24 protein-coding genes and 1 pseudogene are annotated in these 23,359 nt (G+C 71.8%); 8 read left to right on the top strand and 17 right to left on the bottom strand.

Translation table 11 applies throughout. The features are described from left to right. Positions 1–55 precede the first annotated feature (55 nt). Positions 56–973, top strand: coding sequence for a rhomboid family intramembrane serine protease (locus tag ACHUEU_RS05120; RefSeq protein ID WP_394214821.1), 918 nt, complete (start codon positions 56–58; stop codon positions 971–973). Positions 974–1,651: 678 nt separating this feature from the next. Here the strand turns inward: ACHUEU_RS05120 and ACHUEU_RS05115 are convergent. Beyond that, positions 1,652–2,275 carry a pyroglutamyl-peptidase I gene (locus ACHUEU_RS05115; RefSeq protein ID WP_394214820.1) on the bottom strand — a complete coding sequence of 208 codons (624 nt, stop codon included), beginning with the start codon at positions 2,273–2,275 and terminating at the stop codon, positions 1,652–1,654. 101 nt (positions 2,276–2,376) lie between these two features. On the opposite strand from ACHUEU_RS05115, the gene ACHUEU_RS05110 reads away from it, so the two are divergent. Continuing rightward, the gene (locus tag ACHUEU_RS05110; protein ID WP_394214819.1) at positions 2,377–3,033 is read left to right on the top strand and encodes a GNAT family N-acetyltransferase; all 657 of its coding nucleotides are present in this window, start codon (positions 2,377–2,379) and stop codon (positions 3,031–3,033) included. A gap of 261 nt (positions 3,034–3,294) precedes the next feature. On the opposite strand, the gene ACHUEU_RS05105 is transcribed toward ACHUEU_RS05110, so the two are convergent. The 5 genes from ACHUEU_RS05105 to ACHUEU_RS05085 all read right to left on the bottom strand — a co-directional run bounded on the left by ACHUEU_RS05105 (position 3,295) and on the right by ACHUEU_RS05085 (position 10,411). Next, complete coding sequence (locus ACHUEU_RS05105; RefSeq protein WP_394214818.1) at positions 3,295–4,341, bottom strand: zinc-binding dehydrogenase; 1,047 nt, start codon at positions 4,339–4,341, stop codon at positions 3,295–3,297. A gap of 7 nt (positions 4,342–4,348) precedes the next feature. Next, positions 4,349–6,175, bottom strand: coding sequence for an ABC transporter ATP-binding protein (locus ACHUEU_RS05100; RefSeq protein WP_394214817.1), 1,827 nt, complete (start codon positions 6,173–6,175; stop codon positions 4,349–4,351). After that, positions 6,172–7,998: an ABC transporter ATP-binding protein gene (locus ACHUEU_RS05095; RefSeq protein WP_394214816.1), complete on the bottom strand. Its 1,827-nt coding sequence runs from the start codon at positions 7,996–7,998 to the stop codon at positions 6,172–6,174. Before ACHUEU_RS05095 ends, ACHUEU_RS05100 begins: the two co-directional genes overlap by 4 nt. 411 nt (positions 7,999–8,409) lie before the next feature. After that, positions 8,410–8,763, bottom strand: coding sequence for a hypothetical protein (locus ACHUEU_RS05090; protein WP_394214815.1), 354 nt, complete (start codon positions 8,761–8,763; stop codon positions 8,410–8,412). 160 nt (positions 8,764–8,923) lie between these two features. Next, positions 8,924–10,411: an alpha-amylase family glycosyl hydrolase gene (locus ACHUEU_RS05085; RefSeq protein ID WP_394214814.1), complete on the bottom strand. Its 1,488-nt coding sequence runs from the start codon at positions 10,409–10,411 to the stop codon at positions 8,924–8,926. An 82-nt stretch (positions 10,412–10,493) separates the two neighbouring features. Here ACHUEU_RS05085 and ACHUEU_RS05080 point away from each other — a divergent pair. Next, positions 10,494–11,084 (top strand): annotated as a pseudogene (locus tag ACHUEU_RS05080) (alpha/beta hydrolase); the annotation flags it as partial. Between the two features lie 264 nt (positions 11,085–11,348). Here the strand turns inward: ACHUEU_RS05080 and ACHUEU_RS05075 are convergent. From ACHUEU_RS05075 to ACHUEU_RS05065, 3 genes are read right to left on the bottom strand one after another with little or no spacing between them, the layout of a single operon-like run. After that, on the bottom strand, positions 11,349–11,729 hold the full coding sequence (locus ACHUEU_RS05075) for a hypothetical protein (RefSeq protein ID WP_394214990.1): 381 nt from the start codon (positions 11,727–11,729) through the stop codon (positions 11,349–11,351). Continuing rightward, positions 11,726–12,847 (bottom strand): serine hydrolase domain-containing protein, encoded by a 1,122-nt coding sequence (locus tag ACHUEU_RS05070; RefSeq protein ID WP_394214813.1) that lies wholly within the window; start codon positions 12,845–12,847, stop codon positions 11,726–11,728. The genes ACHUEU_RS05075 and ACHUEU_RS05070 overlap by 4 nt, the downstream gene beginning before the upstream one ends. Before the next feature lie 53 nt (positions 12,848–12,900). Then, a complete protein-coding gene (locus tag ACHUEU_RS05065) occupies positions 12,901–13,494 on the bottom strand; it encodes an ArsR/SmtB family transcription factor (protein WP_394214812.1) in 594 nt (197 codons plus the stop codon). A gap of 192 nt (positions 13,495–13,686) precedes the next feature. Here ACHUEU_RS05065 and ACHUEU_RS05060 point away from each other — a divergent pair, with 192 nt between their 5' ends. Then, complete coding sequence (locus ACHUEU_RS05060) at positions 13,687–13,971, top strand: YciI family protein (protein ID WP_394214811.1); 285 nt, start codon at positions 13,687–13,689, stop codon at positions 13,969–13,971. Positions 13,972–13,986: 15 nt separating this feature from the next. Here the strand turns inward: ACHUEU_RS05060 and ACHUEU_RS05055 are convergent, their stop codons facing one another. From ACHUEU_RS05055 to ACHUEU_RS05025, 7 genes are all read right to left on the bottom strand, one after another. After that, positions 13,987–14,391: a hypothetical protein gene (locus tag ACHUEU_RS05055; RefSeq protein ID WP_394214810.1), complete on the bottom strand. Its 405-nt coding sequence runs from the start codon at positions 14,389–14,391 to the stop codon at positions 13,987–13,989. Between the two features lie 86 nt (positions 14,392–14,477). After that, positions 14,478–15,392 (bottom strand): LysR family transcriptional regulator, encoded by a 915-nt coding sequence (locus ACHUEU_RS05050; RefSeq protein ID WP_394214809.1) that lies wholly within the window; start codon positions 15,390–15,392, stop codon positions 14,478–14,480. Positions 15,393–15,459: 67 nt separating this feature from the next. After that, positions 15,460–15,906, bottom strand: coding sequence for a VOC family protein (locus ACHUEU_RS05045; RefSeq protein WP_394214808.1), 447 nt, complete (start codon positions 15,904–15,906; stop codon positions 15,460–15,462). Between the two features lie 3 nt (positions 15,907–15,909). Continuing rightward, positions 15,910–16,788 carry a helix-turn-helix domain-containing protein gene (locus ACHUEU_RS05040; RefSeq protein WP_394214807.1) on the bottom strand — a complete coding sequence of 293 codons (879 nt, stop codon included), beginning with the start codon at positions 16,786–16,788 and terminating at the stop codon, positions 15,910–15,912. 170 nt (positions 16,789–16,958) lie between these two features. Continuing rightward, on the bottom strand, positions 16,959–18,680 hold the full coding sequence (locus ACHUEU_RS05035) for a SulP family inorganic anion transporter (protein ID WP_394214981.1): 1,722 nt from the start codon (positions 18,678–18,680) through the stop codon (positions 16,959–16,961). A 44-nt stretch (positions 18,681–18,724) separates the two neighbouring features. Further along, positions 18,725–19,093 (bottom strand): ArsR/SmtB family transcription factor, encoded by a 369-nt coding sequence (locus tag ACHUEU_RS05030; RefSeq protein ID WP_394214806.1) that lies wholly within the window; start codon positions 19,091–19,093, stop codon positions 18,725–18,727. Between the two features lie 137 nt (positions 19,094–19,230). After that, a complete protein-coding gene (locus ACHUEU_RS05025; RefSeq protein ID WP_394214805.1) occupies positions 19,231–19,686 on the bottom strand; it encodes a DUF4383 domain-containing protein in 456 nt (151 codons plus the stop codon). 210 nt (positions 19,687–19,896) lie between these two features. On the opposite strand from ACHUEU_RS05025, the gene ACHUEU_RS05020 reads away from it, so the two are divergent. From ACHUEU_RS05020 to ACHUEU_RS05005, 4 genes are all read left to right on the top strand, one after another. After that, positions 19,897–20,412, top strand: a complete 516-nt coding sequence (locus ACHUEU_RS05020; RefSeq protein ID WP_394214804.1) for a hypothetical protein — start codon at positions 19,897–19,899, stop codon at positions 20,410–20,412. A gap of 239 nt (positions 20,413–20,651) precedes the next feature. Then, complete coding sequence (locus tag ACHUEU_RS05015; protein WP_394214803.1) at positions 20,652–20,828, top strand: hypothetical protein; 177 nt, start codon at positions 20,652–20,654, stop codon at positions 20,826–20,828. Between the two features lie 306 nt (positions 20,829–21,134). Next, a complete protein-coding gene (locus ACHUEU_RS05010; RefSeq protein ID WP_394214802.1) occupies positions 21,135–22,016 on the top strand; it encodes a sigma-70 family RNA polymerase sigma factor in 882 nt (293 codons plus the stop codon). Positions 22,017–22,112: 96 nt separating this feature from the next. Next, the gene (locus tag ACHUEU_RS05005; protein ID WP_394214801.1) at positions 22,113–22,349 is read left to right on the top strand and encodes a hypothetical protein; all 237 of its coding nucleotides are present in this window, start codon (positions 22,113–22,115) and stop codon (positions 22,347–22,349) included. An 89-nt stretch (positions 22,350–22,438) separates the two neighbouring features. On the opposite strand, the gene ACHUEU_RS05000 is transcribed toward ACHUEU_RS05005, so the two are convergent. Further along, complete coding sequence (locus ACHUEU_RS05000; RefSeq protein WP_394214800.1) at positions 22,439–23,185, bottom strand: response regulator; 747 nt, start codon at positions 23,183–23,185, stop codon at positions 22,439–22,441. Between the last annotated feature and the right edge of the window lie 174 nt (positions 23,186–23,359).

The raw sequence follows: 23,359 nt of genomic DNA, 5'->3' as shown, positions 1-23,359 counted from the left end.
GGGGTGCCGCCGCGCCGCTCGGGGACGGCCCAGGCCCACGTGGTGGAATGAGGGCATGGAACGACCCAGCTACGGCTACAGCGCCGAGGACAATCCGGACCCGCAGGCCCCACCGGTGTGCCCGCGGCACCCCGACCGGGTGAGCTACGTGCGCTGCAAGCGCTGCGAGCGCCCGGCCTGCCCGGACTGCCAGCGCCCCACCTCGGTGGGGGTGCTCTGCGTGGACTGCGAGCGGGAGATCTCCCGGCAGCAGGCCTCCACGCGGCCGCGGAACGCGATGGGGGCCCGCATCGGCCAGAGCGCCCCGTACGTCACCTACACCCTGATCGGCCTGTGCGTGCTGGGGTACCTCGGGCAGACGGTCGTCCCGCAGCTCGTCGTGCAGCTGGGGCTGTTCGTGCCCTTCCGCGCGGTGGCGATGCCGTGGACCTTCGTCACCGCCGGCTTCCTGCACGGCGGGATCCTGCACCTGGGGCTGAACATGTATGCGCTGTGGATCGTGGGGAGGTACCTCGAGCAGGTGCTCGGTCGCGTCCGGTTCTCCGCGGTCTACCTGGTCTCGATGCTCGGCGGGCACACCGCCGTGTACCTGATCGCGAACTCGCTCGAGCAGTCCTGGTACACCGGCACCCTCGGGGCCAGCGGCGGCGTGTTCGGCCTGTTCGCCGCCATGTTCATCGTCAACCGCCACCTGGGCGGGCAGACCATGCAGATCCTCGTCCTGATCGGGCTGAACCTCGTCATCACCTTCACCGTCCCGGGCATCTCCTGGCAGGGGCACCTGGGCGGCCTGGCGCTCGGCGCCGCGGTGACCGCCGGGATGTTCGCCCTGCGACCCAAGGCCGGTCCCGGCACGGATCGGCAGGCGCTGGCACGCCGCTCCGCCCTCGTGCACTCGGCGGTGGTCGTGGCCGCGGTGCTGCTGTGCGTGGTGGTGATCGCGGTCAAGACGCTGCTGGTGCTGGGGCAGTGAGCCCCGCGTCCGGCAGCGGGCGCAGAACGAGCACCGGACGGGCCGGGGCGGCCAGCAGGCGGCCTCGGCCCGCTCCGCAATGGGCCTCTCCAGCACGGGCCCCTCTAACACGGGCCGGGCCCCTCCCGTGCGGTGACCGGGGAACTACATGGCTGTGGTTTTCCCCAGTTGTGGACAACATTGGGGATAACTCTGCGGACCGTTGGGGATTTCACGATCTTGCAGTGGATAACCGGGGAACGGTTGTGGACGGACGGTGGGGACAGTTCGGGGTCCGCCCGCCGGAGTGCGCATGCTCACCGCGGCGACCCGTGCTGTGCAACCTGCGGAAACGCTGCCACACCGGGCCGACGAGTTCTCGACTACCGCTCAGCAACAACTTCATGACCTGCAGTGATGCGAATCGTGGTGGGCTCGTGCGACAGCGGCCCGGCAGCGCGGAGTGACGGCGTCCGCCTCCGCCGGCAGGGACGGCGACACGCCCGGGTTCTCCGCTGCACCTGCGGAACTACATGTCTGTCATTCGTCCACGGCTGTGGAAAACCCTGTGGACAACACTTTCTGCAGGGTCGACGAACGCCATTTTCCGGCCGACGGATGCCGTGATGCACCGGCTGTGCACACCGTTCGGAGGGAGACGGTCCCGATCTGGCCGGGCCGATTGACACCCGGTGTCGTTCAGTGCTCGGCGCCGCCCGCGCGCGAGGCATCGACCTCGGTGCGCAGTGCCACCTCGATCATCCGGGCGAGGCCACGGCCCGTGGTGGCGGTGTCGAGGGCGTCGGCCGCGGGGACGTGGACGAAGCCGCCCCGGATCCCGGCGAGCCCGCCGTCCCTCGCCAGCAGATGCTGGAGCGCATAGAAGACGTCGTTGCACACGTAGGTGCCGGCGGTCTGGGACACCGAGCCAGGGACCCCGTCTAGCGCGGCCACCATCGCCTTGATCGGGAGGGTGCTGAAGTAGCCCACCGGGCCGCCCGCGACGACCTGCTCGTCCACCGGGCTCGCGCCGGCGTTGTCGGGGATCCGTGCATCGCGCACGTTGACCGCGACCCGCTCCGGGGTGATGCCCGTGCGGCCCGCGGCGAGACCGACGGCGACCACCAGCGACGGCCGATGCTTCCGCACCGCCGCGGTGAGCAGGTTCCCGGCCCGGCCGAACTCGACCGGCAGCTCGAGGACCTCCACCGCAACCCCCGCAGACCGCAGCAGCGACGTCGCGCGGCGCACCGCCTCCCAGGACTCGTTCACCGCCGCCCCGTCGAAGGGCTCGAATCCGGTCAGCAGCAGGTCGGTCGTCATGAGGACAGCCTAGGGACCTCCAGGGACGCGAGATCCCTGGGAGAGCGCCGAGGGCGGAGAGTGGGGAGGTCAGGAGCACCGTGAGCCTCTACCCTGTGCCGGTGACCGATCTCCCCGACCTCACGATCCTCCACCCGCCCTTCGGCCTGGTGCTGCGGGCCGGCGATCTCACCCTGCGCCCCCTCACCGATGCGGATCTGCCCGAGTACGCTGCACTGTTGCACCGCCCGATCTTCGCGGACCCGGGGTCCCCGTCCGTGTTCGGGTGGTACCGGGCAGAGCCCGAGGTGCGCGTGCGCAACGCACTGAGCTTCCAGTGGCGCCTGCGCAGCGCGGTGTCCCCGGGCGACTGGACCCTGCCGCTGGGAATCTGGGCCGACGGCCGCCTGATCGGCTGCCAGGACATCGCAGCCGTGCGCTTCGCCGAACGGCGCACCGTCACCTCGGGCTCCTGGCTCACCCTCGACGCCCACGGCCAGGGATTCGGGACGCTGATGCGCCAGGCGATGCTGGTGCTCGCCTTCGACCACCTGGGGGCGCAGCGGGCGGAGTCCGCGGCGGCTCTCGGCAACGAGGCATCCTTCGGCGTCTCCCGCGCCTGCGGGTATGTCGAGGACGGCACCCAGATGTCCACCCTGCCGGGGCCGACGACCTGCGAGCAACGGTTCCTGGCCACGCCCGGGACGTTCCGCAGGCCCGGCGTGCCCGTGCAGGTCGAGGGCCTCACCGCGGAACTGCGAGCGCTGCTGGGCGCCTGAGGGCCAGGCGGGCGAGGGCAGATGTGCGCGGGGCGTCGTGCATCGACCGGCGCTGCGCCAGCATGCGCCCCTGTGTACGCGGCCGCATGCTGGCTCGGCGCCAGTGGATGACTTCTGGTCCCACGCGGCCGCTCGTGCTGCTGGCCGCGCCGTCCCTGCGTGTCCGTGCCGCTGCTCGCGTGACTGTCCGCAGGCGGGCCCTCTGTCGCTCCCGGGGCGTCGTGAGGCCGGGCTCGCCCTCACGCGCTCGCCCGCACGCGCTCACGCGCGGATCCGCATCACGACCCGGCCCTCGATGCCGCCCGCATCGAGCCTCTCGTGCAGGGAGCGCGCCGCATCCAGGTCCCTGTTCTCGGCGAGGCGCGGCCGCCACGGCGTCTCCTGCAGCAGGCGCACCGTCCCCCGGGCCGCGTCGGCGAGCTCGTCGACGGTGGCGCGCGAGATGACGAAGCCGTGCAGGGACACGTCCCGGGTGTAGAGCCGGGCCAGCGGGATACGGGGCGGGCTCGGTGGTGCGGTGATGACCACGATGCGGCCGCGCACGGCCATGAGATCCGCGACGAGCTCCGGGTCGAGCCTGCCCGAGGTGTCGACGACGAGATCCGTCCGGTCCGCCAGCAGCGTCCGCAGCTGCTCGGGGGCGTCGGCGGCGGTGTGGTCCACGGTGGTGACCGTGCCGGCGCCGGGGCAAGCGCCGACGGATGACCGGTCCGCGCCGAGGGCACGCACCCCAGCGGCATCGCGCTCCCGTGCGGTCGCCACCACCTGCGCCCCGGCGCGGACGGCCTCCGCGACCAGGGCGCCGCCCACGTTCCCGCCGCCCCCGCCGACCAGCACGGTCTGGCCGGGGGCGAGCCGACCGTGGCGGTGCAGGGCCAGATGCGCGGTCGAGGCCGGGTGGAGGGCGGCGACGAGCGTCTCCTCCTCGACATCCTCCGGCACGGGATAGGCGCGCTCCCTCTCCACGAGAGTGAAGCCCGCCCACGCGCCCTGGCGCCCGTCATGGCCGAGGGACGAGGTGGCCATCCGTCGGCCCAGCAGATCCTCCGCCCCGGCGCCGGCATCGACCACGGTGCCCACCGCGTCACGGCCGAGAACGAAGGGGAAGGGGGTCCCGGTGGGGAAGGCGCCGCTGCGGACCAGGGCGTCGACCGGATCGAGGCTGCTGGCCCGGACGGCCAGCAGCACCTGACCGGCCCCTGGACGGGGGAGGGGGAGCTCGCCCACCTCGATCTGCTCCGGCCCTCCCAGTGCACGCAGGAAGGCCGCCCGCATGCGGGGCGCCGGGTCCGGCGTGGAGAGGGTCACCGCCTGCTCACATCGAGTCCTGCCACGCCTGGTACAGCGCGGCGAAGCGGCCTCCCTGAGCGACGAGCTCGGTGGGGGAGCCGTCCTCGACGACCTCGCCGCCGTGCACCACCAGCACCCGGTCCGCGATCATCACGGTGGTCAGGCGGTGGGCGATGATCAGCGAGGTGCGGTGGCCGAGCAGCTTCGTGAGCCCCTCCTGCACCATCCGCTCGGAGGGGATGTCCAGCGAGCTGGTGGCCTCGTCGAGGATCAGCACCCGCGGATCGGCGAGGAAGGCGCGGGCGAAGGAGATCAGCTGCCGCTGCCCGGCGCTGACCCTCCCGCCGCGCTTGCTCACATCGGTGTCGTAGCCAAAGGGGAGCTTCTCGATGAACTCGTCGGCCCCGATGGCACCGGCGGCGGCTTCGATCTCCTCACGGCTCGCGCCGGGCTTGCCGAGGGCGATGTTGTCCGCGACGGTGCCGGAGAACAGGTACGCCTCCTGGGTGACCATGACGATGTTGCGACTCAGGTCCTGCATCGAGATGTCCCGCAGGTCCACGCCGTCCAGCGTCACCCGACCCTCGGTGGTGTCGTAGAAGCGGGCGATGAGCTTGGCGACCGTGGACTTCCCGGCCCCGGTCTGGCCCACCAGGGCGATCGTCTGACCGGCGGGGATGTGCAGATCCATCGGCTGCAGCACCAGCGGACCGTCCTCGGTGTAGCGGAAGGCGACCTGCTCGAAGTCCACCTGGCCGTTCGAGGTGGGCAGCGAGATCGGGCTCACCGGCTCCTGCACATGCGGCTGCACGGCCAGGAGGCTCGCGATCTTCTCCAGCGCCGAGACGGCGGACTGGAAGGCGTTGTAGAAGTTCGCGATCTCGTCGACCGGCTGGAAGAAGCGCCGCGAGTACAGCACCAGTGCCACCAGCACACCCACCTGCAGATCGCCGCCCAGCACCCGGAAACCGCCCACCACCAGCACTGCGGCGATGGTGATGTTGGCGAGCACACGCAGCGCCGGCTGATAGATGCCGAAGACGTTGATCGAGCGCATCGAGGCGTCGCGGTAGTCCTGGGCGAGCTGATCGAACTCGGCCTGGTTGCGGTCCTCCTTGCGGAAGGCCTTGACCGCACGGATCCCGGCCATCGCCTCGACGAAGTGGACGATCAGCCGCGCCGAATGGGTGCGGATCGCGCGGTACTCGATGCGGGAGCGCTTCTGGAACCAGATCGTCAGCACCACGCAGGGGACCAGCATCGCCAGCATCACCAGGCCGGTGACCGGATCCATGGTCACGATCAGCACGATCGTGAACACCATCGACAGCGAGGCGCCCACCATGACGTTCACGCCCGAGTCGAGCAGCTCTCGCAGCGCCTCCATGTCGGAGGTCTGGCGGGAGACGATCCGGCCGGAGGTGTAGGACTCGTGGAACTCGAGGTCCTGCTGCTGGGTGAAGCGGAAGACCTTGCGCCGCAGCGCCAGCAGCATCTTCTGGCCGACCACCACCGACTGGCGCACGTACCCGTAGGTCAGCACGCCGCCGACGATCGCGGCGGCGACTGCCAGTGCTGCGGCCTGGAACGCGGGGCCGGAGTCCCCGGCCATCAGGGAGGGCAGGCCGTGGTCGATGCCCCAGGCGATGATCGCGGGGCCGGCCACGACGGCCAGCTGCGCGATGACGACCATGATCGCCATCAGCACGAACTGTCCCTTGACCGGGGAGATCAGCTCACCCAGCAGCGCGAAGGAGCGCTGGCGGGAGAGCGTGTTCTCGGCGTCGGAGTAGGTCTGGTGCTCGGGATCGTTCTGGCCCGGCTGCGGGTGCTTCACCGTGGGGGTGCTCATCGGCCCTCCTCCTGGATCGCGCGGAGCTCGAGCTCGCCGGTGAGGGTCTCGATGTTCTGGTCGCGGCGCCGCTCCTCCTCCTGGTGGGCGATCACCCAGCGGTAGCGGGCGGAGCTCGCCATCAGCTCGGTGTGGGTGCCGACGTCGACCACCCGCCCGCCGTCCAGCAGCGCGACCCGGTCCGCCAGCGCCACGGTCGAGCTGCGGTGGGCGACGATCAGGGTGGTGGTGCCCGCGAGCACCTCCCGCAGCCGCCCGGTGACGGTCTCCTCCGTCTTGGTGTCCAGGGCCGAGAGCGGATCGTCCAGCAGCAGCACGGCGGGCTTGGCGGCGATCGAGCGGGCCAGGGCCAGGCGCTGGCGCTGCCCGCCGGAGAGGCTCATGCCCTCCTCGCCGATGCGGGTGTCGACCCCGTCGGGCAGCTCGAGGGCGAAGGTGGCGTCCGCGGTGCGCAGCGCGAGGTGCAGCAGCTCCTCGGCCTGCTCTGCGGACAGCGTGCGGTCGGCGCCCAGCAGCACGTTCTCCCGCACCGAGTCGGAGAACAGGGTGGCGTCCTCGAAGGCGACCGCGGTGAGGGTGCGCAGATCGGTGAGGTCCATGTCGCGGATGTCGACCCCGTCGATGGTGATGGTGCCGGAGGCGACGTCGTACAGCCGCGGCACCAGCTGCAGCAGAGTGGACTTGCCGCTGCCGGTCACCCCCACCAGCGCCATGGTCTCGCCGGGGCGGATCTCGAGGCTCGCCCCGTCGATCACGTCCGGGACGTGAGCGGGTGCGTCCTCGTAGCGGAAGTGCACATCTTCCAGGCGCACCGCACCGGTCGCGGCCGAGGGGTCGGCGGGCGCCGGCGATTCGGGTGTGGCGATGGTGTTCCCGAAGTCCATCACCTCGAAGTGACGGTCCAGGGCGGTGGTCGCGTTCACGGCCTGCCCCAGCAGCATGCCGAGCATCCGCACCGGCCCCACCACCAGGGTGGCGGTCGCGAAGTAGGAGGCGAGCTGGCCGGTGGAGATGTCTCCCGCAGCGGTCAGGTGCAGTCCCACCAGCAGCGCGATCCCGAGCGCGAGCTCGGGGAGCATGAACATGAACATGTCGAAGCGGGCGATTGCGGTGGCCTTGCGCACCTCGGTGCGGCGCAGCTCCTCGGCCTGCTCGGTGAAGCCCTCCAGCGCCGACGGGCCGCGGCCGAAGGCCTTCAGCACGCGGATGCCCTGCACCGACTGCTCGATCGTGGTGGCCAGGTCGCCGTTCTGATCCTGGGACTGGCGCGAGAGCACCGAGTAGCCGCGGTGGAAGCGGTAGGCGATGAAGACCACCGGCACCGCGGCGAGGAAGAAGATCAGCGCCAGGGTCGCCGAGGAGCGGATCAGCAGGGCCATGCCCACGGAGATGGTGACCACGTTGGTGACGGCCATGATCATGCCGAAGGCGATCCAGCGGCGGATCTGGCTGATGTCGCTCATCATGCGCGAGAGCAGCTGGCCGGAGCCCCAGCCGTCATGGAAGGTGACCGGCAGGTGCTGGACCTTCCTGTAGAAGCTCACGCGGATCTGCTTCTCGACGGTGGTCGAGGGCGCGACCGCGAAGGTGCGGCGCAGCCAGATCAGCGAGGCCTCGACGATGCCGAGGCCCAGCACGATCGCCCCACCGGTCCAGATGGTGGCGGCGGTCGCGTCGGTGCCCAGGCGGTTGACGATGAACTCGAGGACCTGCGGGATCATCAGGGCCACGATCGACGCGATCATGGCGCTGAGCAGGCCCAGGTAGAGGCGGAAACGGATGGGGCGAACAGTCGTCCAGAGGCGGCGCATGGTGCCGAGCATGGGGAGAGAGAACCTCGGTGGGTGCGGGAGGCCCCGACGGTCGGGGTCGATGGCTTAGCGTAGTCAACTATCTCGCGCACCGATAGCGGATAAGCGCATTCCCGCGTTTCGCGCCCCGCGGCGCTGCGGCCTGCGCCCCGCAACCTGCGCCCCGCAACCTGCGCCCTGCGCCCTGCGCCCCGCAGCATTGTCGCTGCCGCGGCGGCCATCGTGCCGTCGCGCACTCAGCTCCGGCCCGCCGCACCGCGCCCTGCAGCGGCCCTTCTGCCAGCGGCCCCTCTGTGGCTCCACCCCATGCCAGGTGCCGTTATGGGTGCGTCGTAGCGGCACCTGGCATGGGGTGGGCACCCTCAGCGTCCGGGCAGCTCCACCGCGGTCGCAGCCGCCGACACCACGTCATCGTTCACGGGCTCAGTCTTCGGGCTCACCCGGGATCCACTCGCCGTAGGCGGCGTCGGAGAGCACGGCGGCAGCGCCGGCGGCCACGGCGGCCACCGTGACCACCGCGGGCCACGCGCCGAGCTTCTTCGCCAGGGGGTGGGAGAGGCCGAAGCCGACCACGTAGGTCGCGCCGAGCACGGCGGTGGTGGCCGGGCCACGGCGGGCCAGCCAGGTGCGGCCCGCGTACAGCCCGGCGGCCGCGAGCACCACACCGCCGAGGGGGCGGATGCCGGTCTCGCGGGCGGTCAGCCAGCCGCCGACCAGCCCGAGGGCGACGACGGGGGCGGTGTTCACGGATTCAGCGGGCTTGATCGCAGTGCTCATGCTCCGAGCCTACGTCGGGTCGATGGGTGGTCGCTGGAGTGCTGCGTCGTCCCGGATGATCGGGTCCTGTGCTCGCCGAGCGAGACGCCTCCCTCGCGGATGAGGTCATGTGTGGCACGGCGGTGCGGGGACGTGCGTGCGTGGTGCGCGCAGAGGCTGCTCACCGCACCACGGCGATGCCGTGCGCGGGCACCTCGCCCGGGCCGGCGGGGCCGACGCCGTCGAGCATGCCGGCGCCGCTGACCGTCTCTAGCACCTCGCCGGGGGCGGGTCGGGCCTCGTCGCCGAGGTTCAGCACCAGGGTGAGCGGCGCGGGCGCGGCACCGTCACCGGCCCCGGCGCCTTCGTCGGTCCCTGCGGCTCCGTCAGCTCCGCTGCCCCCATTGCGCGGGGTGAGCACGATATGGGCCCAGGTGTTCTCCAGTGAGTCCTCGTCAACGCGCACCGTTGCGGTCGCGAGCCATGGCTCCCGGCGGCGCAGCGAGAACATACGGCGGTGCACCTCGAGGATCCGCTCGGCGGACTCGGGCTTGAGCAGGGTGAGGTGGTCGGGGCCGCCCGGGCCGCTGTCGGCGGAGGCGGCGGCGTCGATCACTTCGCCCGGGCTGCCGGGGAACCAGGGGCGGATCGCGTCATCGCCGCGGGCCCGCTCCTCCTTGACCCCGGTGGCGCCGAACTCGTCCCCGGCGTAGATCGTGGGGATGCCGGGCAGCAGGGCGAGCAGGGCGATGGCGGCGGCGAGGTCGCGGCCGTCGGCGAGCTGGGAGGCGATGCGCGTGGTGTCGTGGTTGCCCACGAAGGTCTGCGGGTGCGCGCCCCCCGCGGCGTCGAGGAAGTCCTGGTGGCGGCCCAGGGCGTGGGCGAGCTCGAAGAGGTTGTGCTCGGTCAGGCCCGACCAGATCGCCTTCCACAGCTCGTACTGAGTGATCGAGTGCGCGCCCGAGGCGTCCGCGAAGCCCGGGTAGTCGCCGTGGATGACCTCGCCGAGGATCCAGGCCTCGGGATGCGCGGCCCGCACGCGCTCGAGGATCGGGGCCCAGGCCTCAGCGCCGGCGGCATACATCGCATCCAGCCGCCAGCCGTCGGCCCCGCGCTCCAGCCAGCGGGTCATGATCTCCACGACGCGGTCCTGGATGACGGCGTCGGCCAGGTCGATCTCGAGGAGGTCGGCGTTGCCCTCGAAGCCGTAGGGGCTGCTGCCGGACCAACGGATCCGGTCCCCGTCGGCCGTGCCGGGACCGGCGGCGAGGGCGCGGCGCGCCACCGGGTGGCGATCCGAGACGTGGTTGAACACCCCGTCGAGCACCACCCGGATCCCGCGTGCGTGGCAGGCCTCGACGAGCGCATCGAAATCGTCGTCGTCGCCGAGGCGCGGGTCCAGCCGACGGTGCTCGAGGGTGTCGTAGCCGTGGGACACGGAGTCGAAGACCGGGTTCAGCAGCAGCACGTTCGCGCCGAGGGACACCAGGTGGTCGAGCCAGCCCTGCAACCGCGGCAGGCGATGGACGACGTTCTCCCCGTCGGCCCCGCCGTAGCCCTCGCCGCCGAGGTCCTCACGGACGCGCGGCGCGCCGCAGAAGCCCAGCGGATAGACCTGCCAGCAGATCGCGTCGCGGATCCAGGACGGTGTGGGGGCGGAGATGCTCATGCGGTCATCGTAGGCGGGGGAGTGTTCAATGGGCACGGCACCTCCCGCACGCCGACGCCGACCGACCCAGGAGCGATGACCGATGATCCGCCTGCGCACCGACTTCTTCGCCGAATCCCTCGGCATGGGCACCTCGATGGTGGTGCTGATGCCGCAGGCCGCGGCCGGCATCGGGATGGACGGGACCGCCCGCGGGGCCGATCCCGAGCGCGAGGACCGTGGGGTGCCCGTGCTCTACCTGCTGCACGGGCTCAGCGATGACTGCACCATCTGGGAACGGCGCACCTCGATCGAACGGTACGCGACCGAGAAGGGCATCGCGGTGGTGATGCCCGAGGTGCGCCGCTCCTTCTACGCCGACGAGGCGGTGGGGGAGGCGTACTGGACCTTCGTCGCCGAGGAGCTGCCGCAGCTGATCGCCCGCACCTTCCGCGTCTCCACCGCCCGGGAGGACACCTTCGTCGCGGGCCTGTCGATGGGCGGCTTCGGGGCGTTCAAGCTGGCGCTGCACCATCCGGAGCGCTTCGCCGCCGCCGCGAGCCTCTCCGGGGCGCTGGATCCCTCGTCGCTGAGCCTGGAGCTGAACACCGGCCATCTCGCCGAGCGGATCTGGGCGGGACGCGATCTCACCGGTACCGAGGACGACCTGTGCGGCCTGCTGGCCGCTGCCGATCCCGCAGCGCTGCCGGCCCTGTTCCTGGACTGCGGCACCGAGGACCAGCTGCTGGGCATGAACCGAGGGTTCCTCGACGCCGCTTGGCAGCACGGCGTGGAGCTCACCTCCCGGCTGCGCCCGGGCGCGCACACCTGGGACTTCTGGGACCGCACACCTGGGACTTCTGGGACCAGGGCATCCAGGACGTGCTGGACTGGCTGCCGCTGCGCGGCTGAGCGGAGAGCCGCCGCGACGCACCGCCGGCACCGAGGATCCGCGGGCTCAGCCCGCGACCAGCGCGATCACCAGCAGCGCGAGGTAGAGGGCCACCTCGATCCCGAGGTTCAGCAGGCCGGGGGAGGTGAGGTGCGCGGCCTCCCGCCTGGTCGGCTCGGTGGGAGGAGTCCGCACCAGCAGGCGCCGACACGCGACCACGACGCCCGCGGTGAGCGCGAGGGTGAGCAGCCACGGCAGCCACCACAGCGCAGCCGGGACGATCCCGATCACCCCGAGGATCGCGAGGATGCTCGCGCCACCGATGGCGCGCTGGAAGATCCGCCACGGATGCTGATGACGCCGGAAGAGGGCCACCACGGACGTCAGCAGCACGATGGACAGCACCAGCGCGGACAACAGCGGCAGCAGACCCAGCAGGTTCGTCACAGGACCACCTCCCCGGTGAGGACGTCCACCGCGAGCGCATCCACGCTGCGGGCGGTGTCGGTGAGGATCACGATCCCCCTGCCGGTCGCCGGCGTGAAGCCCACGAAGGCGGCGAAGCCGCCGGTCATCCCGTTGTGGTGGACGTGCCAGGTGCCGTCGCCGAAGTCCTCGTGGAACCAGTTCATGCCGTGGCGCCGGGTCGCGCTGGATTCGACCAGGATCTCGGAGGCGGCGGCCGCGCCCGGGGCCGAGCCGTCGAGGGTCCCGGTCAGGTAGGTGGCGAGATCCGCTGCGGTGGAGCGGATGCCGCCCGCCGGGGCGCTGCCGTTCATGGTCCACGGGGCCTGCGGCAGGCCGCTCCCGCCATGGCCGCGAGTGGCCGTTCCCCGCAGGTGCTCGGCGGTGATCGGGGCGTAGGTCCCACCCAGTCCCAGCGGTTCGAGGATCCGCTGGGTCAGCAGCGACGCATAGTCGGTCCCGGCCGCCCGGGCGAGCAGCTGGCCCTGCAGTGCGACGCCGAGGTTCGAGTACGCGTAGCTTCCCCGCCCGGAGGGGCTGCTGCCGAGCGCGTCGGCGAACACCTGGTCTGCGTCGCGTCCCGCATACGGGTCCTTCCGCAGGAAGTTCGCCAGGATCGAGCCGGCGAAGGTTGCGGGGGCGAGGCGCGGCAGTCCCGAGGTGTGGGTGGCGAGCTCGGCGAAGGTGACGTCGGCGATCTCGCTTTCCTGCGCCTCCTCGCCGAGCACCTCGACGACGGTGGTGGACGTCGTGACCTCGTCGCGGTCGACGGCTTCGGCCAGCAGGGCGCCGGTGAAGGTCTTGGAGACCGAGCCGATCTCGAACTCGTCGGTCGGCCCGGCCCCGAAGCCGGCGAAGCGCGCCTCGCCAGTGCCGTCGAGGTGGGCGATGGCCACTCGACGGTGCCCGGCCAGATGTGGGGCGAGAGCTTCGGTCAGCTGCTGTTCTCCCCTGGGGTCTCCGAGACTCGCGGGGCGGGGATTGGTCAGCGCGGACAGTCCGAGGATCCCGACGACGGCGGGGATGCCGACGGTCAGGACAGTGCGCCGACTGGTCGGTCGTGAGCCCGGTGCGCCGCTCGCAGCGGAGTTCTCGGGCATGTCAGAGGGGGACGAGGTGCCAGTGCCCTCAGCGGGTCGTTCAGGGGGCATGGTCACCCCTTCTCCAGGGCGGTGATGATGGCGAGCAGGGGCACCACGCGCGGCGTGGCCAGTGCCCAGCTGCCGCGGCGCGGCGTGGTCACCCAGCCTCCGCCCTGCAGTGCGGAGAGGTGGTGGTAGGCGACGCCCGTCGAGGCCAGCTCCAGTGCGTCCACGAGCTGGGCGACGGTGTGCTCGCCGTCCAGCAGGCGGCGCAGCAGCGCCAGGCGCAGGGGGTGGCCGAGCGCCGCGACCGTCTCCGCATGCTCGGCCCAGTCCGACGCCAGCAGGTGCTCGGTGGGTCGGCCCCACTGGTACTCGAGATGCCCGGCACCCACGTCCACGGCCCCGGCGAAGACCACCGCGCCGGGGGCGGGGCAGTGCTCCTTCAGCGAGGTCAGCGCCCAGAACGGATCCTCGACGGGCTCCGGGGAGGACTGCTCGGGAGCGGTCGCGGCCGCGCTCGCCGCGGCAGGCGGGCGCGGCGGGGCCGAGCGTGCGGTCTGCTCCGCCGCGGTGTCGGCGGACTCCAGTGCTGCCACCCGTGCCTCGAGCGCCTCCAGCCGGGCATGGGGATCCTGTGGGGAGGAGGCGGTGTCCGGATCCATGGCGCAAATATATCCGTAAATACGGAATTACGGAAGAGTGCTGCGGTTGTCGTCCGGGCCATCCTTCGGTGCGTATGCCGCCGCGCCCTTCCCCGGAATGCCCGACGGGAGGCGCCCTGCATGCGGCACGATGGACCGGTCAGCACCGGCCGACACCACCTCGTCGGCCTCCGACCATCTCCGGGAGAGACCGTGGCCATCTTCGCCGTCCAGTACACCTACACCGACGATGCGCAGCGCGTCGCCACCTTCCGGCCCGAGCATCGCGAGCACCTCTCCGAGCTGCGCCGGGAGGGGACCCTGCTGCTCGCCGGCGCGCTGGACGGCGAACCGGGCGCACTGCTGATCGTCGTCGCGGACTCCGCAGAGGACGCGCTCGCGAAGCTCGACGGCGACCCCTTCAAGCGCGAGCGCATCATCGTCGACCGCGACGCGCGCGAGTGGAGCGTGGCGATCGGGGAGCTGCCGGGCGCCTGAGCGGGCACCCCGGGCTCAGGCCTCGCGCCGCTCGGCCTCCTGCAGCTCCATCAGCTCGCCCGCCGTGGCGCGGGGCCGGGCCGCCTCGCCGACCAGCACCAGCGGCAGCGCCTCCGCCCCGCCGTGCTCGGCCAACAGCTGCTGCGCCTGCGCGTCGCGGTGCACGTTCACCCACACCACGTCCTCGCGTGGCGAGCGGAACGCGACCTGGAGCCGAGAGGAGCGCGGATCGCCCGGCGCCCACAGCACGATCGCGGTGCCCATCTCGCGCCGTTCCAGGGCGGCGGCCAGGGGCGTGTGCTCGCCGGCGCGCAGCGGACTGGTCCAGTACGCCATGAACACCGAGAACAGGGCGACCGCCACGGCGCCGATCCACTGCTCGGCCAGGATCAGCACCCCGGCCAGCAGCAGCCCGCCCACCAGCAGCAGGGCGGGCCGTAACCAGGCCCGCGCCGGGACCCGTACGGGTCGCGAGCTGTGGCCGCCCGTGCTCGGCTCGTCGGTGCTCAGATCATCACCGCCGTGGCCAGGCGCTCGGTGGTCTCGGCCACCAGCGCATCGCGCAGCGCGCCCACCGCCGGGATGGCCAGCGCGCCGCGCCGGTTCAGCAGGCCGATCATCCGGTTGTCCAGATCGGGGATCGCCCGCACCACCACATCGGCCGACGGCGCCGCCTCCAGGGCGGTCTCCGGCATCAGTGCCACCCCACCACCGTGCAGGACCAGCTGCTGGACCACGATCGTGTCGTCGGTCGAGTGGCGCACCTGCGGGGAGAAGCCGGCCCGGCGCGCGCTGGAGATCAGGTTCGCGCGGCAGCGCTCGCAGCCGGCGATCCAGGGGTCCTTCGCGAGGTCGCCGAGGGTGAGATCGGGATCCGCGGCCCGCGGATGGTCGCGCGGCAGCACCGCCATCACGCGGTCCTCCATCAGCGGCGTCCACTCCAGAGTGCCCTCGTCCCCGATGTCGGAGTGGGGGTAGCGGAACACCAGGGCGAGATCGAGCTCGCCCTCGCGCAGCGCAATGACCGCATCCGGCGGCTCGAGCTCGGAGAAGGTGACGTCCAGCTCCGGCGCCGTCTCCGAGAGTCGGTTCAGCACCGGCGGCAGCAGCATCGCCGCGGCCGACGGGAAGGTTCCGAACTTCACCGTGCCGCGGCGCAGAGCGGTGATGTCCGCGAGCTCCTCCTCCGCGGCGTGCAGCTGAGCCGCGATCGCCTCGGCATGCGCGGCCAGGCGACCGCCCGCCTCGGTGGGGGTGATCCCGGCGGAGGAGCGCAGCAGCAGCTGCGTGCCCACCTCCTTCTCGAGCGCCGCGAGGTGCTGGGAGACCGCAGGCTGGGTCCAGCCCAGCTCACGGGCGCCGGCGCCGATCGAGCCGTTGCGCACCACGGTGCGGAAGATGAGCAGGCGACGAGGATCCATGCCTCCATGGTAGGCGCAGGTGGCAAGCCAGACTTATGGGTTCGGGCACACCGCTCGGGAGAGTCGGTCAGGACGTGGTGGCGGCAGGCTCGCCCGGATAGGTGCCGATGCTCCACAGGTTCCCCTCCGGGGAGGCGATCGTGACGTCACGACCCCCGTGCGCCGGCGCGCGCAGCGGCTGCACGATCCGGGCCCCGGAGCGCCGCGCCCGCTCGACCAGGGCGTCGAGGCCGGCGTCGTCGATGACCAGGTAGGCGCCGAGCGTGCCGGGCTCGCGCTGGTACTCCCCGGCGGGCTTGTGGGTGCCGAGCATGACCGCGCCGCCGCCGGGCCAGTCCAGCTGGGCGTGCGCGACGGTCTCGCCCTCGCCGGGGACCACCAGGGTCTCGACGAATCCGAGCACGTCGCACAGGAAGCGGATCTCGGCGCGAGCGTCGTGGGCCTGGAAGGCGGGGAAAACGCCGATGCGGGGCGCGGGGTGGGGCGTGGTGCCGGGGCTGCTCGTGGTGTCCATGGCTCAATCCTCCGCCGTGCCGTGGCCACCCGCTTGAAGGTTTCGGCGCTCTTCCCGAATCCACTCGCTGGGGGCGGTGCCCGCGAACCGACCGAATTCCCGGGTCAGGTGGGCGTGGTCCGCGTAACCGGTCGTGGCGGCGATGCCCGCCAGATCCGGGGTGCGTCCGGCGTGGACGGTACCGGCGATCTTCTCCAGAGCTGCCTCGAAGCGGGCGAGGCGGGCTGCGCTCTTGGGGCCGATCCCGAACTCGTGGGTGAACTCGGCGCGGAGCTGTCGTGGGGAGAGCAGCACCTGGTGAGCGAGGGCCTCCACGGTGATCCGGCCGCGGGAGGCGAGCACCAGATGCCACGCCTCGGCGAGCTCCGGGCGGATCTGCTCGGCACCGGCCGGCGCGGCGGCGCACCGGGCGCGGAAGTCACGGGAGATACGCGTCAGGCGCTCCGGCCCCGCAGCGGCCTCCCCGACCTGTTCCCACAGGTCCTGCCCGGCGCGGCCCAGCACCTCGGTGCCGTCGAACCCGCCGACGAGATCAGCGGCGCGCACTCCGAACAACGCCCTGGCGGCGAGCGGATCGAGCTGCAGCTGGAGGCCCTCCTGATGCGCGGGCTGCTCGATCAGCACCGGCGCGGTGTGCACGCCGGCCAGGACGAGGTCTGCACGGAGTGACAGGGGCGCTGTGCCGGCGGCGACGTCCTGTGCGCCCACCACTGGGCCGTCCAGGCTGAAGATCATGGTGAGGGTGGTGCTCGGGAGACCGCGATGCACTCCCGGCTCCAGGCCGCGAGCCCGATACGTCGACCCGCTGCACACGCCGGGCACCGCACCGTGCGCCACGCTGACGAACTCGAGCGTGGCGGGCGGCGCGGCCGGGGTGCTCACCCTCCCAGCCTGGCCCTGATCACCGCGCCCGGCAAGAGGGTGCTCAGCGGCTCAACGCCCGCCGCTGCTCCCGCACGGAGGGCAGATGCGCGCTGGAGACCGGTGCGAGTCGACCCCATCGGTCTGCAGTGCGCACTTGTCGGCCTCGAGGCCAGAGTGATCGATCGTCGTCACCGCCCCGGCAGGCTCCGGCCTTCGCCCGGGCGAACTCGAGGATCGATCGGCCCCCTTCCACGCTCCCGCTCCACGTGCGAGCGGGCATGCTCGAGGGCGCTGTCGAAGTCCACGAACAGGTGCTTGTGGTGACGCAGCGCGGCCAGCACCCCCACCTGGCGGAACAGCGAGCTGTGACTGTCCTGCACCCCCTTGATCAGCACGGTGATGCCGCGCCGCTCGAGAGCGCGCACGATCTGGGCGAGCACCTGGGCGCCGGTGGCGTCGACCCGCTCCAGCCGGGCCAGCCGGAGGATCACCACACTCACCGAGCCCACCCCCATCACCGTCTCGAGCACCCGCTCGGCGGAGACGAAGAACAGCGGTCCCTGGAAGCGGATCGCCGTGATCGACTCGTCCAGCGGGCTGGGTTGCTCGGCGCGGATCGGCTCCAAGCTCACCCCGGTGGTGCGGGCCGCGCCGCGCAGGGCGACGATCGCCGCCAAGGCCACCCCGATCAGCACGGCGATGATCAGGTCGAAGGAGACCGTCACCAGGGCGGTGATGGTGAAGATCCAGGCGTCGGAGCGGGTCGAGGTCACGATCGAGCGCACGGTGGCCAGGCGCACCATCCGGATCGCGGTCATGAACAGCACGCCCGCGAGCGCCGCCAGCGGGATCATCCCCACCGGCCCGGCCGCGACGTAGACCACCGCCAGCAGCACCAGGGCGTGGACGATCGAGGCGGCTCGGGTGCGGGCTCCGGCCCGCAGTGAGACGGAGGTGCGGGCGATCGCACCGGTGGCGGGCATGCCCCCGAACAGGGCGGCGCCGACGGAGGCGATGCCCTGGCCCACCAGCTCCCGGTCCGGGTCGAAGGCGCCGGTGTCGGACATGGAACCGGCCACCCGCGCCGAGAGCAGCGACTCGATCGCGGCCAGCGCGGCCACGGTCGCCGCGGCCGGCAGCAGCACCCCCAGCAGCGCCGGGTCGATCGTGGGCACCGAGGGGGCGGGGAGCGAGGCGGGGATCGCCCCGATCGTGGCCAGGGGCGTCGGCACCAGCGCGGCGAGCACCGCGACCAGGGCGATCCCGATCAGGGAGCCGGGGATCGAGGGGTGGATCCGCGGGGCGATCAGCATCGAGGCGGCCACGATCGCGACCGCACCCAGGGCCCAGCCAAGGTGCGCGAGATCGGCCACGGCCAGCGACTGCACGGCGGCGATGAGCGCATTCGAGCTCAGCTCACCCGGCGCGGCCGGATCCGCGGAGGTGATCAGCGGGACCTGCTGCATGAAGATGATGCAGGCGATGCCGAGGGTGAACCCCTCGATCACCGGCCAGGGGATGATCGAGACCACCTTCCCCAGCCGCAGCAGGCCGGTGGCCATCACCATCAGCCCGGCCAGCAGGGTCACGGCGGCGATCGCCGCCGCGCCGTAGTTGGCGACGATCGGTACCAGCACCACCACCATGGCGCCCGTCGGCCCCGAGACTTGCACGTTCGAGCCGCCGAACACTGCGGCGAGGAGGCCGGCGACGATCGCCGTGACCAGCCCCTGCTCCGCGGTCAGTCCTGAGCTGACGCCGAAGCCGAGCGCGAGCGGCAGCGCGACGATGCCCACGGTCACGCCGGCCACGAGATCCTTCCGCCACGTCTTCGGCAGCAGGCGGTAGTCCTCGCGGGCGGGCCACAGGTCGCGGGAGCGCGCCATGGCCGAACGCAGGCGCTGAGTCATCGAGGGGGCGGTCGACGGGGGAGTGCCCGAGGTGCGGGGTGCGGTCACCGGCTCCCCCCGGCGATCTGGGGGAGGTTCCGTGCGGTGTCCAGGCGGTCGCGGTCCTCGTCGAGCATGGTCAGCAGCAGGGCGCGGGCGACGGCCAGCAGCTCGCGGATGCGCGGATCGGCCAGGCGGTAGTAGACGTGGCTCGCCCGGCGCTCGGAGGCCACCAGGTGGTGGCGGCGCAGCACGGACAGGTGCTGGGAGAGGTGGGAGGCCTCCAGCTCCGTCTCGGCCTGGAGGGAGGCGACGGAGACCTCCTCGGCATCGGCGAGCAGTTCGAGGATCCGGATCCGGTAGGGGTGGGCGAGGCCCTTGAAGAGGTTGGCCTTGACCTCGTAGAGGGGACGCTGACTCCGAGATAGTGGCATGATGAAAACATCATATCGCGCCGATCGGCACCGCGCACGCGATGGTGAGCGAACCGATGGCACCGGGCTGCGGCCGGAGCATGCCACCGGTCAACGACCGACGTGCGGCGACGCCGATCGGCCCCTGCTGGGGCGGGTCAGGTATCGCGAGGGAGGAACGACAGTCCGATCATGGTGATCGCCACGGCGAAGTACGCCCAGTCATCGGCGGTGTTCAGCGGCAGGAAGTTGGTCGTCGAGCCCGGGGTGACCAGCAGACCGAAGATCCACAGCACCGCGGAGATCCCGCCGCCGATCAGCAGGTACCGCCGCGCCGAGTGCGAGAACCTCGACAGTGCGAGACCGGCCAGGCCGAGGAGCAGGTGGATGACGTTGTGCAGCACGGACACCTGGAAGATGCCCAGCAGCATCGCCTCGGAGCGATGGGCCATCTCTATCCCGTTGAAGTTCATCGTCACGCCCGGGACGAACCCGGCGAAGCCGATGACGAGGAAGAAGATCCCGCACACGATCGCGGCCCACCGCACGGGAGCGCGCGCGGGATCCTCGCTCGCTCGGGTCAGGGGTGGGTCCACAGGTCCGTCGATGGTCATCGCTGTTCCTCCGATCGTGTGCTCCGTGCAGGAGCTTCGATGGGGCTGCCGGCGCGATGATCGCACCGGCGTGCACGGCGGCGAAGCGGAGCCTCCGCTCGACGCTGTGCATTCCACGTTACGCCCGTGCCGGACGGTGTGGAAGGGGGGTGGCCGATCGGGCCGGCGGGGCGAGCCGAGCTCTCGCGTGGGTGCGCCTACCATGACCACATGAGGAATCGAGGGGGGAACGATGACCACGGGCCGGGTGGGGACCCGTCCTGGCTGGGCGGCGAGGACGGCGGCGGTGCGGACTCGCCGGGCTCCGGCAGCTGGTCCTCCGACTTCGGGTCCGATGACCAGCGGTCCGGCTCGGACGTCGGTGACAGCGACTCGGACTTCGGAGGACGCAGAGATCCGCACGCCGCGGGGCAGATGGCGCCCCGCTTCGGTGACCGCGCCGGGGACAGGCCGCTCCCGTCGGGTGGGGACGAGGACTCGCCGTGGTCGTCGGCCTTCACCGGTCAGGGCAGTGAGAGTTCCGGCAGCGGCCGTTCGACCCTCTCTCGACTGCTCGGCGGGGTGGTTCCGTTCCTCATGATCGTGATCTTCGGGGTCATCGCCGTGCGGGTCTTCGGCGGCTCCGGCGGCATCGGTGGTTTCGGTCCCTGGTGGATCTTCCTGTTCATCGGCATCCCGATCGTCAACCGGGTGATCCGCGCGATCCGCAAGCACCTCGGTGACTGACGCCTTTCAGCTGGTGGCCGGGCGGTAGACCGCCTCGTCGGCGCTGTGACGTCGGCCCTACTGGGGTGGAGACGGCACTATCGAGGGAATATCCAGGTCATGGCACACGTAGACCGGATTGAGGGTCTCCGCATGCGCTGCGCCGGAGTCCTCATCAATGTATTCATCCGGTGCCCGCGGCACCCATGCGGAAGAGGTCCACGGATGTCGCACACGCTGCACGTCTCGGGAGACGAGCGATGAGCACCCTCAGCGTCGCCCTGATCCTGCTCGCGGCGGCTCTCGGGGTCGCCTCTGTCGCCGGCATCTACATCACCAACGTGACGGCGAAGCCCGGCGGCATCCCGCGCTGGGTGGTGTACCTGTTCCTGGCCACGCTGCTGGTGGGGCTCGCGGCCGTGCTGAGCCTCGCCTGATCGTCGGCTCCGACGGGTGCTCCGTCTCGTGCGTCAGCCCGGTCACGGCGCGAGCAGAGGCGTTCCCGCGGGAACGCCTCTGCGCTCGAGCCAGAGCCCGGGCATGAGCTCGGTGCGGGTGCTCGTGGCCGCCGCGACCACCAGGCCCGGACGGGTGCTGGAGCATGATGGGGGTGATCGAGGCAGAGGTCCCGTGACCGGGAGCGGGATCCAGCGCACGCTCGTCACGTTCTGATCGTCGGCTGCGTCGACAGGGCAGGAGCCGTCGGTCGCCCGGGCCGTCGGCGCACCGGGAAGGACGATCCCATGACCACGAACCCACCCCATGACCCGGCAGGCGCAGGCCGGCGCAAAGAGCAGCGCGCCCAGCAGCTCCAGCAGGAACGACCGCGTCTGATCGCGCTCGCCACCCGGGTGCTCGGCGATCCGGTCGAGGCCCAGGACATCATCCAGCAGGCCTGGCTGCGGCTGGATGCCGCCGAGCAGGACATCGAGAGCCTCCCTGCCTGGCTGACCACCGTCACCACGCGTCTGTGCCTGGATCGGCTGCGCCGCCGCACCCCCGTGCCGGAGGCCGAGATCGAGGTGGCCGAGACCGCCCCCGATCCGGCGGAGGATGTGGAGCTGGCAGACACCGTGGGTATCGCCCTGCAGCTGGTGCTGGACCGGCTGAGCCCGAACCAGCGCGTAGCCTTCGTGATGCACGACAGCTTCGGCTTCGAGTTCACCACCATCGCCGCCGCCCTGGACACCACCCCGGAGGCCGCCCGGAAGCTCGCCTCCCGCGCCCGAGCGAAGATCGCCCAGTCGCGGCCCGAGGACGCGCTCGCCGACTGGGAGGTGGTCGATGCATTCATGACCGCCGCCCGCGAGGGGGACTTCAGGCGCCTGCTGGAGCTGCTCGCCCCCGACGCCGTGGTCCGTGCTGATGCGCAGGCCATCGAGGCCGGCACCCCGGCCGCGCTCGACGGTCGCGAGGAGGTGGCGAGCTTCTTCAACGGCGCGGCGAAGGCCGCCCTGCCCGTCGGCATCGATGGTCGTGCCGCCTCCGCCTGGTTCCACCGAGGCACGGCGAAGGTCCTGTTCGATCTCACCGTGGTAGAGGGGCGCGTGACGCGCATCGACTTCCGCGCCGACCCCGAGGTGATGGAGCGGGTGGTGCGCCGTGACGGCCCTCGGCAGCGCTGAGAGCGTCGGCGCGACGAGAGCACGTGCCGCGGTCACACTCCCGGCACGGCGTGCGTCAACGCAGTGACAGCAACCGCACCACGGAAGGACGACACCATGAAGACCATGACCTGCCAGCAGCTCGGCGGCCCCTGCGACCTCGGCCACCGCGGCGAGACCGCCGACGAGGTCATCCACGCTCAGGACAAGCATCTCCGGGCGGCGGTCAAGGCCGGCGACGAGACCCATCGCGCGGCGCGTCAGGAGATGCGGTCTCGGTGGATGCACCCCAAACAGTCCCTGGGCTGGTACAACGACGCGAAGGCGAACTTCGCGGCACTGCCCGAGGACTGATCGCGGCCGGGCGGAGCGCTGCAGGTCGATCGCCCCGCCCGTCGCGCCGCCGCCCCCGGGGCTCCCACCGACGCGCCGAGGCGTGCGAGTCAGCCGCCCAGCTCGAGCACCCGGATCGCCAGCTGCACCCGATTGGTGACCCGCAGCTTGTGATAGAGCCTGCCCAGGTGGGTCTTCACCGTCGCGACCGACATGAACAGCGTCTCGCCGATCTCCTGGTTGGGGAGGCCGCGAGCCACCAGGTGGGCCACCTCCCATTCGCGTCCGGTGATGCCTGTGGGCGCGGGTGACACCCCGGGCGTCGCCCCGTCGGCCCGCCCGTCGGCCTGCCCGTCGGCCGCACCCCTGACCGAGCCGGAGCCGCCGGGGGAGTCGGCGGAGGCGAGGCGCACGAGCCGCGAGAGCACCTCGGGGGAGAAGCGCGGGCGCTCGGCGGCGGCATCGAGCACTGCGCGGACCACCTCCTCGGGTGGGGCGTCCTTGAGCAGGAAGGACACGGCGCCGGCCCGCAGCGCCTCCAGCAGGAAGTCGTCGGTGTCGAAGGCCGTCAGCATGACCACCCGCGGGGCGGCATCCTCCTGCTGCAGAGCCCGCAGGGCTTCGAGGCCGGTCATGCGGGGCATGCGGATGTCCATCAGCACCACATCGGGAGTCAGGGAGCGGACCTGCTCGAGCGCCGCGGCGCCGTCGGCCGCCTCGCCGACCACTGCGATGCCGTGTGCGCCGTCGATCATCAGGCGGAGACCGGCGCGCATCAGGGCCTCGTCGTCCACCAGGAGCACCCGCACCGCGGGGCTCGCGGTCCCGCCCGCCGCGCTGGTCACCATGGCATCCATGCTTCCACCTCGAAGTCCCCGTCGATCGCGCCGTGGCGCGCGTCCCCACCCAGCAGCCGTGCCCGCTCCTGCACCCCGAGCAGACCATGCCCAGCTGAGCCTGGATCCGCCGGCCGATTGGGCGGGTCGTGACAGCCGAATGCCCCTGTGACCAGCGATAATGGGACTTGTAGA

Origin of the sequence: Brachybacterium vulturis (assembly GCF_043641765.1) — a bacterium.
In the GTDB taxonomy this organism is placed as follows: Bacteria; Actinomycetota; Actinomycetes; order Actinomycetales; family Dermabacteraceae; genus Brachybacterium; species Brachybacterium vulturis_A.
This window is presented reverse-complemented; position numbering and strand designations above follow the sequence as displayed.